At 43.0% G+C, this 13,650-nt stretch carries 13 protein-coding genes; 12 read left to right on the forward strand and 1 reads right to left on the reverse strand.

The window, feature by feature from the left end; genetic code table 11:
- The first annotated feature begins 420 nt into the window (after positions 1-420).
- Positions 421-4,050 carry a glycoside hydrolase family 2 TIM barrel-domain containing protein gene (locus MHI38_RS21305; RefSeq protein ID WP_341181641.1) on the forward strand — a complete coding sequence of 1,210 codons (3,630 nt, stop codon included), beginning with the start codon at positions 421-423 and terminating at the stop codon, positions 4,048-4,050.
- A 235-nt stretch (positions 4,051-4,285) separates the two neighbouring features.
- Here MHI38_RS21305 and MHI38_RS21310 read toward each other — a convergent pair whose 3' ends face one another.
- The gene (locus tag MHI38_RS21310) at positions 4,286-5,905 is read right to left on the reverse strand and encodes a stalk domain-containing protein (protein ID WP_341181642.1); all 1,620 of its coding nucleotides are present in this window, start codon (positions 5,903-5,905) and stop codon (positions 4,286-4,288) included.
- 196 nt (positions 5,906-6,101) lie between these two features.
- On the opposite strand from MHI38_RS21310, the gene MHI38_RS21315 reads away from it, so the two are divergent.
- The 11 genes from MHI38_RS21315 to MHI38_RS21360 all read left to right on the forward strand — a co-directional run bounded on the left by MHI38_RS21315 (position 6,102) and on the right by MHI38_RS21360 (position 13,648).
- Positions 6,102-6,578, forward strand: a complete 477-nt coding sequence (locus tag MHI38_RS21315) for a DUF4362 domain-containing protein (RefSeq protein WP_341181643.1) — start codon at positions 6,102-6,104, stop codon at positions 6,576-6,578.
- Between the two features lie 195 nt (positions 6,579-6,773).
- The gene (locus MHI38_RS21320) at positions 6,774-8,228 is read left to right on the forward strand and encodes a DUF2207 family protein (protein ID WP_154891194.1); all 1,455 of its coding nucleotides are present in this window, start codon (positions 6,774-6,776) and stop codon (positions 8,226-8,228) included.
- A gap of 208 nt (positions 8,229-8,436) precedes the next feature.
- A complete protein-coding gene (locus MHI38_RS21325; RefSeq protein ID WP_154891195.1) occupies positions 8,437-8,889 on the forward strand; it encodes a WXG100 family type VII secretion target in 453 nt (150 codons plus the stop codon).
- Positions 8,886-9,251 carry a hypothetical protein gene (locus tag MHI38_RS21330; RefSeq protein ID WP_341181644.1) on the forward strand — a complete coding sequence of 122 codons (366 nt, stop codon included), beginning with the start codon at positions 8,886-8,888 and terminating at the stop codon, positions 9,249-9,251. Before MHI38_RS21325 ends, MHI38_RS21330 begins: the two co-directional genes overlap by 4 nt.
- Positions 9,214-9,627 (forward strand): CdiA C-terminal domain-containing protein, encoded by a 414-nt coding sequence (locus MHI38_RS21335; protein ID WP_341181645.1) that lies wholly within the window; start codon positions 9,214-9,216, stop codon positions 9,625-9,627. Before MHI38_RS21330 ends, MHI38_RS21335 begins: the two co-directional genes overlap by 38 nt.
- A gap of 18 nt (positions 9,628-9,645) precedes the next feature.
- Positions 9,646-10,116, forward strand: a complete 471-nt coding sequence (locus MHI38_RS21340) for a hypothetical protein (protein WP_154891196.1) — start codon at positions 9,646-9,648, stop codon at positions 10,114-10,116.
- Between the two features lie 206 nt (positions 10,117-10,322).
- Positions 10,323-10,613 carry a SitI3 family protein gene (locus MHI38_RS28795; protein WP_423246141.1) on the forward strand — a complete coding sequence of 97 codons (291 nt, stop codon included), beginning with the start codon at positions 10,323-10,325 and terminating at the stop codon, positions 10,611-10,613.
- Between the two features lie 118 nt (positions 10,614-10,731).
- Positions 10,732-11,127 (forward strand): hypothetical protein, encoded by a 396-nt coding sequence (locus tag MHI38_RS21345; protein ID WP_154960823.1) that lies wholly within the window; start codon positions 10,732-10,734, stop codon positions 11,125-11,127.
- An 18-nt stretch (positions 11,128-11,145) separates the two neighbouring features.
- On the forward strand, positions 11,146-11,622 hold the full coding sequence (locus tag MHI38_RS21350) for a hypothetical protein (RefSeq protein ID WP_154960824.1): 477 nt from the start codon (positions 11,146-11,148) through the stop codon (positions 11,620-11,622).
- A 323-nt stretch (positions 11,623-11,945) separates the two neighbouring features.
- On the forward strand, positions 11,946-13,166 hold the full coding sequence (locus MHI38_RS21355) for a WXG100 family type VII secretion target (protein WP_341181646.1): 1,221 nt from the start codon (positions 11,946-11,948) through the stop codon (positions 13,164-13,166).
- On the forward strand, positions 13,163-13,648 hold the full coding sequence (locus MHI38_RS21360) for a hypothetical protein (RefSeq protein WP_154959731.1): 486 nt from the start codon (positions 13,163-13,165) through the stop codon (positions 13,646-13,648). Before MHI38_RS21355 ends, MHI38_RS21360 begins: the two co-directional genes overlap by 4 nt.
- Positions 13,649-13,650: the final 2 nt, after the last annotated feature.

Raw genomic sequence — 13,650 nt, forward strand, 5'->3', positions numbered from 1 at the left:
AAAGGGACAGGTGGTAAGGGGATTGATTTAAGTTAGTGAGGCTTAATTAGAGAGTCGTGATTAGAGAGATAATACGGGGAACGTAAAACAGAATTTCAACTGGTATCAGCCATTTAGAGGTGGCCCGTGCGCGGGTTACCTTCTTTTTTGCCTTTTTTTGATACTGGTTTCGTCGTAGATCGTGAGATTATGTTAAGTTGCCATACGATAAAAGATTAATGCCAGATATGAAAACGTTCACTTTTTTGTTTGATTAGTTAGATTAAATTACGTTACAAAGATGAGAGAAATGGTATAATTGTTGCATTGTTAACTGGCGACAAGAATTTTTTGTCATTTTACGAAAAGGTTTTCGATTTGAAAGCGGAATTAGGCTGTTTAACGTAATAACTATTCAACCAGAAGAGAGTGAGAGATGGCATGAATGCGAAAAGACTTTTTAATAACGGATGGCAATTTGCCAAAAGTGATTTAAGCGTTACAAAGCGGACGGAGTCTAATACAGATACTGATCTTACTAAAGATGCGGATTCTACCGAGCAAACTAATCTCACTGAGGCAACGAGTCGTATTGGCCCTATTGATCTGACTGAGCTTTCCTTCGATGCGGTTGAGCTCCCTCACGATTGGCTGATCTACAATACGCTGGATTTATATGAGAACAGTATTGGGTGGTATCGCAAGACGTTTGAATATACGAAGGATGAGCAGCAGGTGATTCTGTGTTTCGACGGAATATACATGGATTCATCCATATATGTGAATGGGCAGTTTGTTGGGGAGTGGAAGTATGGTTACTCTGCGTTTGAGCACGAAATTACGAATGCGTTGTTGGACGGGGTTAACGAAATTTTGGTCAAAGTTGTGCATCAGAGTCCGAACAGCAGATGGTATTCCGGGGCGGGTATCTATCGTAATGTGTGGCTGAAAACGAGGAGTCGCAATCACATCGTAACGGACGGCATCTATGTTTCCATAGAGCAGCAACCCGATGGCTGGCAGGTGGAGGTAGATACAGAGCTGTGTCTGGAACAGAATCAGCGTGCGCAGTTGCTGCATACGATTCTGTACAACGGTGAAGTCATTGCATCCTCTCAGGCGGAGATAGTGGCGAGCGCTATAGATGAAGGTGTTGAAGCACATGAACACCCAATTCAGTTTACAAACAGCCAGCAGCTTAACGTCCTTAATCCCAACGTATGGAGCCCGGATAAACCCCATTTATATGATCTCGTAACAGAACTACGTCTGATCTCGGGAGAGCAACATGAGGAGCTTATCGAGTCTGTTCCACAGCGGATCGGGTTCAAACAGGTCAGACTGGATGCCAGCGAAGGCTTCTACCTCAACGGTGTCAAAATGAAATTGAATGGTGTCTGCGAACACCATGATCTCGGCGCATTAGGGTCTGCGTTTAATGTGGCAGCGCTGAGAAGAAGGGTTGTTTTACTGAAAAAGATGGGAGTCAATGCAATTCGAACCGCGCATAACATGCCGGCGAAAGAGTTCATGGAACTGGCCGATGAGATGGGCATGCTGGTGGTGTCCGAAGCATTTGATATGTGGGAACGGGCGAAGACGCCGTATGACTATGCCAGGTTTTTCACCGAGTGGGCACATACCGACGTAAGAAGTTGGGTGAGACGTGATCGAAATCACGTCAGTCTGATCATGTGGAGTATCGGGAACGAAATCTATGATACCCATGCGGATGAGCGTGGGCAGGAAGTGACTCGCATGCTGATGGAGTATGTGCAGGAATTTGATCCGAAAGGAAACGCAAGGGTGACGATTGGTTCGAACTACATGCCTTGGGAGAATGCTCAGAAATGTGCGGATATCGTGAAGCTGGCTGGCTACAACTATGCGGAAAAATATTATGACCAGCACCATGCCGAGCATCCGGACTGGATTATCTATGGCAGTGAGACCTCGTCGGTGGTGCAAAGCCGTGGCATTTATCACTTCCCTTATGAACAACCCGTTCTGGACGATGATGACGAGCAGTGCTCGGCACTTGGAAACAGCACGACCAGTTGGGGAGCGAAATCGCCCGAGTATTGTATCATCGCTGAGCGCGATCATCCGTATTCCTTGGGGCAATTCCTTTGGACAGGGTTTGACTATATTGGCGAACCGACGCCGTATCATACGAAGAATTCATATTTTGGACAGCTGGACACGGCTACGTTCCCGAAAGACTCTTATTACATCTATCAAGCCGCCTGGACGGATTATAAAAAAAGTCCAATGGTGCATCTTTTCCCGTACTGGGATTTTAGCCCTGGTCAGATCATTGATGTTCGTGTTTGCAGTAACGCACCCAAAATTGAATTGCAGCTCAATGGTGAAACCATCGGCACGTATGATATCGACCATGCTCACGGAACTCAGTTATCCGGCTGGTGGAAAGTACCGTTTGAAGAAGGTGAGCTGAGAGCCATCGCTTATGATGAGCATGGTACAGTGATTGCTACCGATGTACAGCACTCTTTTACCGATGCGAAGAAGGTTCTTCTGCATGCGGATCGGCAGGAAATGCAAGCCAACGGGAAAGAACTTATTTTTGTGGAAATTACGACTGAAGACGAAGCAGGTCATCCGGTACACAATGCCAATAACCGTGTGCAGGTGAAGGTGTCTGGTGCGGGACGTTTGCTCGGTCTGGATAACGGGGATAGCACGGACTATGACCCGTATAAAGGTATTAGTAGAAGACTCTTCAGTGGTAAGCTGATGGCGATTATTGGATCGACGAATGAGGCAGGAACAATCCAGGTCGAAGTGTCTTCGGAAGGACTAGAAGGAGCAACAGCTACATTTGAATCTAAGGTAGCGGATGTGGAGCGAGAATCCATAACAGTGGATGCAAAACCTGTCTTCATGAAAAATGAAAATTGCCCGGTACTGACGGGTCACGCTCAGGAGATCCCTCTGCGCAAAATTGAAATCATCAGTGAATCAGGACAGATTCTTGATGCCTCTAACCCGGAAGTGATAGTTACAGCCAAACTGTACCCGGAAAATACTTCCTATCGGGATGTGCAATGGTCTGTTGTAAATGATGCTGGCATCGTGTCCAATATTGCCAAGGTAGAAGTGATCACTTCTGGAACGAGCGACGAGCCAGGTTCACAGAGTATAGACGTAGACGAGAAAAGGCATAGGGTCAGAGTATCAGCTATGGGCGACGGGGATTTCCGCCTGCGTGCAACCAGCAACAATGGTACAGACAAACCCAAACTCATCTCCCAACTGGAGTTCAAGGCAGAAGGTTTGGGTACAGCCTACAAAGATCCGTATGGATTTATCTCAGGTGGCCTGTACGACTATACCAAAGGTGATGTGGGCAACGGTAATGAACGTGGCGTAGCTACCAGCAGGGACAGCGAAACTCATGTGGGCTTTCGCAATATCGACTTCGGCCTATACGGCTCGGATACGATCACGATTCCCATTTTTGCGCTGTCGAGTGAAACATATTTCATTCAAATCTGGGAAGGCATGCCGGGTGAAGAGGGCAGTGTGATGATTGCCGATGTCGTATATGACAAGGAATCGATTTGGAATGTATACCAGGAGGAGACGTACCGCCTATCCAAACGACTCAGCGGCATTACGTCGATCTGCTTTGTGCTGAAACAGAAGATTCATATTAAGGGCTTCTCGTTTGAACGCCAAAGCAGGGCTTTTGAAACCAATGCAGCTGCGTCTTGCGATCATCTGTACGGAGATACGTTTACGATTGAGGACGACCGTGTGGCAGGCATCGGGAATAACGTTTCGCTGGAGTTTGAACAGATGAACTTCACAACTGAAGGTACGTCAAAACTAGTGATCTATGGCGCTTCAGCGATAGATAAAAACACGATTCATATCCGCTTCTCGGGTGCGGACGGGCAGAGCAACCAACTGGTGGAGTTTACTCAATCCGTAGGTTACGAGGAACGGACATTTGAATTAGAACCGGTATACGGGGAGCAAAAGGTAACTTTTATATTTCTGCCCGGTAGTCAGTTTGACTTTGGCTGGTTCCGGTTCGAGAAGTAAATAAGGAAGAGCACATACACCTAAGTACCATGCACAAGGAAAGTACGAAAAATACAAGTTTATATCAGAAACCGCCTCTTGCATAAATAGATACAAAAATCCTCCTCAAATCTTAGATGCTGCTTCTTAACAGCTACTGATTTCAGGAGGATTTTTTCAGTTCGTGTGTATGCTTAGCTTTCTAAGTTGGCTACAAGTGTTAATTAATTTGTCCATGTGCGGGTAGTATCTTCCGTCATTTCACTTCATCAATCGTTACTTTGGCGGTGTTACTATTCCAGGTTACGTCCAGCCCAAGCCCCTGAAACATGTCATAAGGTGCTGTGGTGGCTCCAGAGTAGTTGCCAATGGGTTCACGTAGCGATATAACCTGTTCTTCCTGCGGGTCAAGCTTATTTAAGGTGGATACCGTGTATTGCAGTTCATTCGGCTTGATCGTAATGATCCGATCGTTATATTTTAAGGTATAGTGACTTATTAATCCATCTGCGGTATGCACCTCAAATGTTGCTCCAAGTGCTAACGCAATCGTTTTGATCGGAAGTTGGAGCGTTCCGCTCGTTTCTACTGCAGGATATACGGTTTGTAGTAACTTGCCATTCACATAGATATCTGTACCTAGCTTAGCTTGAACAGGGGTGTACACCATGCCTCCCGAAGACGTGGCCGGCGCACCTGCCTCCTGATATTTGCCACCACCCCATCCCCAGACGTTTCCATCGGAGGAAAGTGCAAGACTATGGTAGTACCCGGCAGACACACCTTTGATATCCGATAACTGCTTTATTTTCCCTTGTTTGCCTGTTACGGTGTTCCCGAAGCTGTATACCTCGCCTTTTGTAGTCACCAGAAGGACATAATTGGAGCTTGCATCCAACGTTTTCACTTTAAGCTCATGGTGGTATGGAATCCGTTTTCCTTGCACATCCATTCTCCAGACTCTGCCTTTCGAATCGAGCGCCATCAGTTGTCCGCCTTTACCCGTGATGAACGTGATATTGGTGAGGCCTTTGACTGGCTTGGCTTTGGAAGGGGTACTGCCCGCTTCATCCGCTTCTTTCCATGTCCAGACAGAACCGTCTTTTTTCAACGCATATCCATCGTAACCAGATAGCGTCGTTTGCACGACATTTTTCAAACCGCTGATTCGGTGCAGGGTGGGCTTCTTCCCAGCCTCTTCGTTCATCATGTTAGAAAGCTTCTGAGGTGGGGTCTGCCAGGATTGAACGGTACCATCCCGAAGGAGGGCTACACTCATGAAAGATCCTGCGGTAACATGTCTAGCATCGGTGATGCCAGGAACTTGACTGGGGGTTCTGCCATCTCCCCACTGCCACACGGTTCCGTCTGCTTGAACAGCTAAACTGTATCCTCCACCGGAGTTAGAGATTGCTGTGACATTGGTTAAGTGCGGAATACGGACAGGACTGAATGTATGGCGATATCTCACCGTGTCGCTGATTCCCAGCTCTCCTAACAGATTTCGTCCCCATGTCCAGACAGAACCGTCACTTCTTAACGCCACCGTGTAATAGTAACCTCCTGCTACTTGAGTGTAGTGGAGCTCCTGAGCTGTATTGGTAGTTAGAGAGGATTTAGGGGAGGAGCCCGGAGATGAAGCCGAGACTGCTCGATCCGGAGCGCTCCCCGTGAAAGCCTGCTCGTCATTGGCTGCGTACGTAGTAGACACTGAAGGCAGCGTAGCTATGAACAGAGTAGAGACAACACTAGCTGAAATGATGATTCTACTGAAGCGGCGAAGGGATGCACTTTGTTGCTTGCGGGCTAGATTGGCCAGCGAGGAAAAGGGTGCTTTTTCTGTTGTTACATGATTAGCTTGATTATCGGAATACATAAGATCGCCTCTTTTGGAAGATTAATGGTAAAAATGGATGTGCTGTTAAATAAACGTAGGAACTGGGATGAAGGTTACATGAAATGTAGAGATTTCACTAAAAAAGTTGCAGGGGATGTTCCAAAGTTCGGACACTCATTTTCAAAAAATGTAACTTATCCAGTCCAGGTCACGTTGTACATATGAGGTGATTGCAATGGGAAAATATTTAATTATGTTATGTTTAGCAACTGTACTTGTAACAGGGTGTAGTTCGAATGATCCGCAGCAGACTGTCGATCCGGTAGAGAAGAAAAATCCTTTTCCTGCTATAGTTGAGCCGCATAACGGGGAACAAGCAGAAGAAAGTGGAGATGTTGTCTTACTTTTGGGGGAGATGCGAAACCGAGAGAAGTGGGAGTCTTTTCTGCAAAATGTGAAACAGAATCAACCGGATCACGTCCGGGTCACCATGTATACGATTGAAGGCGATCCCATCATCCATGAGCTAATCTATGACGGTACGCTGTTTCAATCCACCTATGATGCCACAAGAGATAAGTATGGCTCCAGAGAAGAGATCATGACGAATACTTGCAAGGGATTGGAACTGACCAAAATGGAGCGAGGAGAATCAGTGTACGTTTTAACCAATTGTGAGAAGCAAAATAGTTTCTACTTTCCAAAGATGTAGAAGAAAGATAAGAGTTACGAATGATGAATTATAAAACATGAAGCATGAATGATGAATGTTTAAGAATGAACACTGAAAGGCGCAGCGATGAAAAAAGGGTGCTCTGGTGGGATTCTTTTGGGATATGAACAGGTTTATATAGAGTAGGTTAGATTGCCGAAGTTTTATTTTTTTTCCTATGAAAGGGGTCATCACATGAGAGATGTACTAACAGATTGGCAAGCTTCATCTCAGTTCTATCATTCGGTTCTTGTCCAGAGACAGCTGGCCCCGATCTTGCAGGAGGCATGGTTGAAGCAGCTTATGGAAGGGATCATGTGGGTGCTTCTGGGTATCATTGTCGTTCAATTGCTGATCTGGGTGAGGGCTCGCTTGAGCAAGGGACCTTTCACAGACGAAGAAGTGGAGCAAGCAGACCCACTGTTTCTCGCCTATTTGCGAAGTAAGGGCAGGCTGAAGTTGAAGGACACGCAGGCGACCATGTTCCAGTTAATTCGTAAAGGCATATTGTCGATGCGAGTTGTGAAAACCAAAGGACGATATCGGAATGACCCGGGGGAAAGCAATCCTCAACTTAGACCCAAAACAACGTTGGAGTACAGTGTGGAATCCTCGGTTACTAGCAGTTCGCCGGATGAACAGGGTCTGTTGCAATGGCTATTCTCTACCTATGGTTTCGGTAAACAACGGCTGAGACTCGATGCTTTGGCCGGACCAAGCGAAGGGGAAAGCAAGCGGAGAGAAGCTATGCAGTACTACCGGCTTAAAGAAAAGGCGCTGAGCGAAGGCGTTCAGTCGTGGAAGGAACAAGTCGTAGAGACGAGAGATTGGGGACAGTTGATTCGAACGCCGTTGCTTTTGCGATTGCTTGTCTATGTCATGTTTCCTGTTCTGATGCTTCTGACAGGTATCGTGTGTTTTGTAGATCGTGTGTCTGTGCCGGGCGTGATAGGTCTGGTAGTTACGGTGGTGATCTGGTTCTTGGTCATTCGGAAAATTCATGTGCGTTTGCTCTATCAGGCGGCTTGTGTAGGATTAATAATCAGCCTCACCGTGGCGATCAATGGCAATTCAGCGTTTACTTCATCGCTATATAGTATTATATTTCTGTCTATTTTTGTTCGTTTGTTCTTGCCTGCTAGAGAAGTGGCTCCATCTGAGAGGGATTGGGAGGCCTCTATGCGTCACTGGCGTAAACGATACAGAAAGGGCATTCCAGTCGAGCGCCTGAGTGAGTCGCCAGAAGTGTTGGAACAGATCATTCAGACCGCTCTGGTGCTGGGCATTGGATCACGATGTGTACGCAAAACAGATTGGTCTGTGTTACAGCAACACCATGATCCAGAGCTCAGACGCCTTGCGGATCGTGAACCTGCATCAGATAACAGTGTACCTGGATCAACAACATTAAAACATACACCTCTATTGGTGCTAGCTTTGCATCTGCGAGGCATATTCAGGCCGATGTTCGCGGCAGAGTTTCCGTTTGATCGCACCAATTATGTCTTCGCCACGATATTCCCTGATTCGGGTGGAAGTAGCGGTCACACTTCGGTCAATACGGATAGCTACAGCGGGGACGATCATCATCACGGATCAGACAGCGGGGATTCCGGCGGAGGCGGGGACTCGGGCGGTGGTGGAGATTAATTATCATGGATTGAAATGATGCCTCCGCTGAACGCCTGTTCTTCATATGGGAGCCTAATAATACATCAAATTAGATAGGGTATGCGTACATGTGCAAGCTTGGCTGTGTAGAGCAGTTACCTAATTACTGAATCTTTGAGGGAGAAAATGATCCTTCTGTTCAATTTCAAAGATAAATTCCATTTGTTAAAATTTAGGTATAACGACTATGATCAGGTTTGGTGGTGAAAACGGCATGTTGCGGATTCAGGTACACCCCGATGAATTGGATGCCAAGGCACGTTATGTTCAGCAATGTAAATTGGATTTGGACCGAATGGTTCGTGAACTGGATAAATCGCTTAATATGCTACAATCCGAATGGTCGGGGGTTACACAAGAAAAGTTTTTCTGGGATTTCATGGAGGTCAAGCATGTTTTCCCGTCAACACTCGGCATGCTGGATAATATTCAGAAGGAGTTTACCTTCATTGCGAATAATTTCAGAACGACAGACAGCACAGGTGAGGTGGCTCTGTACATCCCCAATGAGTTGAAACCAAGTTTTTTCACTGGAGCAGTGGACAAAGCCATTGGTGACACCGTTACAGGTCTGGGCGAGACAGCCGAAGCACTCATCTATAATCCGTTAAGCACATTAGGCAGTTTGGCTTTGCGATGACTCTAGGTAAGGTAGTTGACGCTGGACGTGGACTCGCATTTGCTTGGGATGCAGCCTGGGGCAACGGAACAGCAAGGTCTGAGATCGAGCAGTTTGTGGATGGAAAGAAGAAGCAACTCGATGAGGACGAGTCAGGTTATGTTAAAGGTGCGATGGTCGGCCAAGCCCTCTCTTATTTGATCTTCGGCAGAGCCTTACACCCGAAGGAACGTCATGAATCGGGTGGAGGTGGGGGAGGTAAGAAGGAAAAGGGAAATGAAAAAAACAATGCAAAATCTGGTGTGATTAAGCCAAGTGGACTACCTAATCCAGAAGCTGTGCCAAATGGTACCAGAACAAAAATCCCCAATAATGGCAGATAAGGCAACTAAACAGTCCTTAGAACTTGAAAATGATGCTGCTGATGTATTAGCGAAAAATGGTTATCAAATTGAACAAAACCCAAAAGTTCGCGAAAGCGATGGTATTGATATTAATAGAGATCCAGATTTTCGAATTGAAGATCGTATATTTGATTGCTACTCACCAACTGAGAATAAAGGTATCCGAGGTATTTGGAGTGAAGTAGAAGAAAAAGTCGTAGCCAAAAAACAAACTAAGAATGTGGTAATTAACTTGTCAAAGTGGGCTGGAGATGACGCTTCTTTGCTGAAACAATTCCGAGATTGGAAAATTGAAGGTTTAGAAGAAGTTATCGCAATAAAAAAGGACGGTAAGATAATTTCTGTATATCCATAAAGTAGGGGAGATAAGTCTATGGAGTATTCACTTAAACTAAACGGAAAACAGGATGCCTTACGGATGAAGAATCTATTAATAAGTAAAAATCTTAAGGTGAGTTATAAAAAAAATGAAAACAATGATGAGTTTGATCTGGGCAACGGTTTGAAAATAACTTTATATGATAATCATTTCCCGCGAAATCATCCAGCCGCTTCTTATGAAACGATGTTCCAAGAAGAGGATTTTATATATGAACAGACTATATCTTACGAATTAAAAAACAATCAACATTATGAAATCTGTTATAAAATGATGTACGAAATCTCATTTGCAATTCTAGAATCGCTCCATGTAAGTGGAATATTCTATCACACATCGGGAGAGGAAATATTTTTTTATGCAGAAGGAACGTATACGTTCAACATAACTTACCTTGAAATGCTTCAGACGAATTATGGAGAGCTTCTTGAGCATATTGAATATGAGAACTTTATGGAACGTTAAAGTTAGATTTAAAGGCACTTCTGCCATGTAAATGTAAGAGGGACTTCTTGTGTTGAATGTCTGTACGTTGTATTTATAGTAGAAGCGCTAATAAAGAAATTAAATAAGATTGGGTTTATTTGTAAAGAGGTGATCCAGTTAAGGAATTGAGATTGATGAAACGATTAGCAGATATGGCTTCTCTAATTCTTTAATTGATACGTCAGATGATCCCTTTGGATACGAGTCGAAATTCCTCTCTAGTGACTTTTGAATATACTCAAAGTTTAAATTTTCGCCTAGATAATGAGTGGGATAGCATTGAAGCAACCAAGAATATTCTATTGATCGTCTTCGAAATCATTGATTCTACAGATAGTAATCTACTTTTTTCCCATAACGATAATGAATACTTCTACAGAATTGACGGAATTCTGAGAATTAATAACGAAGAGGGATTTTGGAATCGGGAAGAGTACAGAACGTTGATTCAAAATCGAAAATATCAGGAGATATAGAGAATTTCAAGGAGGCTTAAAGGAAATTAGCTCAGTAATAATTCTAAAAAAAATATCAAATTATTCTCCAGAGCAGACCCTTGAGAACTTCAAGAAGGCAGCGCGGAGAGCGAATATTTTGTACTATTTTCACATTACAGTTGAACTTGATACAGATCAGAACTTTCAATCTGCAGAAGGCACACTATCCGAGGTAGACGAAGAGACTCTGTTGAGTTCCGAAGATGAAGATAAAATTAGGTACTTTACGTTTAACGTAAACAAGGTTGTTGAAAGTTCATATGATAGTTTCACGTGGCTCACCCAATCAACGGATTATTTTTGGGCATTGGATATTGTGAATATCAATCATGAGTATGAATTCATTTACAAGTTTGTAGTAGAGTATTTTAAAGATAATCCAGAAGATTACTTGTGGTTTGATGATGCCGAGTGGTACTACACGGCTGATGATATCTTAAGACTAAGTCAGGGACCTTATAATCCTAAGTGGTGTAGTGAAAAAGTTATTTGAGTTAAGAGGGCTGAAATAATGGGAATTTCAACTTTTGTATTATTTAGGCAAGGAGAAAGTATCTCGGCAAGCGATTTATTAAAAATTATTAGAGAAATATCTATTAATTACGGGCTCTACTTTGCTAACAATTATGACAAGTATGATGAAACTGGGAAATTAAAGTTTTGCTCAATATATATTAGTGACATTCCGTTTGAAGACAGTTATTCAAGGCAAATACCTTGGAATTTGTATGATGAGCCTTATAAATTTCAAACCGTAGATTTTAATTGGGATGATTCTAAAAGCCAATATTTTAAGGCATTAGTATCTGAAGATTTCTATGAGAATGAAGATTTATTATTTAAAGTACTTTATGGAATTCTAAAAATATATCCTTCTGCAAAAGTATGGATTGAAGATAATTGGTTTTATACAATAGAGGATTTAGAAAAAATAAAAAATAAGCCATTGGACAATGAATGGTGCTATAAGAATCCCATAGATTTGTAAGAGAACTTACTTGAATGATTTGCTAATTCATTAAGAGAGCGTAATATGAAGGCTCAATGATTTCCATAATAAATTGAATCATAATCCAACTAATCATTCCAAGGGAACATTGATTGGATTGAAATACCGACTGAAATAAAACGGGGCAAAGGCACTTCTACACATAAACATAGAAGTGATTCATCATTATAGAACGTATGTTTGAATGCGCAATCTTGGTTGTGTAGGCAGTTGCTTAATTACTGAATCTTTGAGGGAGAAAATGATCCTTCTGTTCAATTTCAAAGATAAATTCCATTTGTTAAAATTTAGGTATAACGACTATGATCAGGTTTGGTGGTGAAAACGGCATGTTGCGGATTCAGGTACACCCCGATGAATTGGATGCCAAGGCACGTTATGTTCAGCAATGTAAATTGGATTTGGACCGAATGGTTCGTGAACTGGACAAATCTCTTAATACGCTGCATTCTGAATGGTCGGGGGTTACACAAGAAAAGTTCTTCTGGGATTTCATGGAGGTCAAGCATGTTTTCCCGTCAACACTCGGCATGCTGGATAATATTCAGAAGGAGTTTACCTTCATTGCGAATAATTTCAGAACGACAGACAGCACAGGTGAGGTGGCTCTGTACATCCCTAATGAGTTGAAACCAAGTTTTTTCACTGGAGCCGTGGACAAAGCCATTGGTGACACCGTTACAGGTATGGGCGAGACAGCCGAAGCACTCATCTATAATCCGTTAAGCACATTAGGCAGTTTGGCTTATGCGATGACTCTAGGTAAGGTAGTTGACGCTGGACGTGGACTCGCCTTTGCTTGGGATGCGGCCTGGGGCAACGGAACAGCAAGGTCTGATATCGAGCAGTTTGTGGATGGAAAGAAGAAGCAACTCGATGAGGACGAGTCAGGTTATGTTAAAGGTGCGATGGTCGGCCAAGCCCTCTCTTATTTGATCTTCGGCAGAGCCTTACACCCGAAGGAACGTCATGAATCGGGTGGAGGTGGGGGAGGTAAGAAGGAGACTGATAAGGAGAGTGGCCTGAGTCATAACGGTAAAATAAGAATGGAAGGTATTAAAACCATATATACAAATTCATATGGGAATGAAATATCCTGGACGAATCAAGGCCCAAAAGATTTAGACGCAATTATTGAGAAGAATTTAAAAAGCTCGATCGATGGTGATATCTTAGAGGGCAAAGTAGCACAAACTGTAAAAGTTACAGGAAGGTTACAAGGAACGGCAATACAATTGCATATGAAAGATGATACAAAAGCAGGAGACATTGATATTTTGACCGATTCCCATCTTATTGAGGTAAAGAAATCGTTAAGCGCGGTAAGCAAAAAACAATTCAATAAACTTACTGATCCAATGGACGAAAAATTTTTCAATTTCAATAATAGAGAGGTTATTTACTATATCGAAGATACTACTGTAAAAAATAAAACACAGGAAAATATACTTAAAATGATTCATGATAAAGGGATAAGAATAATAAGTTCTACCGGTGAATTAGAGGAGGTTATGAGAAAGTGAGTTCGTTAATTATTTTGAAAAACATAGAACATTACGTCCCTGAGAAAGCTATTGAAGATTTTCAGAAGGCAGCTGATAAAGCAAATATGTATTGTATTTTAGTAAAACTTAAATATGATGGACAACTCTTTTTATCCGGGGAAGGAACACTTTCTGATGTAGATGAATCCACGTTTAAAAGTATACAGAATAAAGAAGGTTTGAAGTATTTCACTTTTAACGTTAATGCGATCGAAGAGGATTCGCTTGACAGTTTTACATGGCTTACACAGGACGAGAATTATTTTTGGGCATTAGACATTGAAAATATAAAATATGAGGATTATGAATTCATTTACAAGTTTGTAGTGGAGTATTTTAAAGATAATCCAGAAGATTACTTGTGGTTTGATGATGCTGAGTGGTGCTACACGGCTGATGATATCTTTAGACTAAGTCAGGAACCTTATAACCCAAATTGGTGTAGCGAAAAGGTTATTTGAGT

Origin of the sequence: Paenibacillus sp. FSL K6-1558 (genome assembly GCF_038002565.1) — a bacterium.
In the GTDB taxonomy this organism is placed as follows: Bacteria; Bacillota; Bacilli; order Paenibacillales; family Paenibacillaceae; genus Paenibacillus; species Paenibacillus polysaccharolyticus.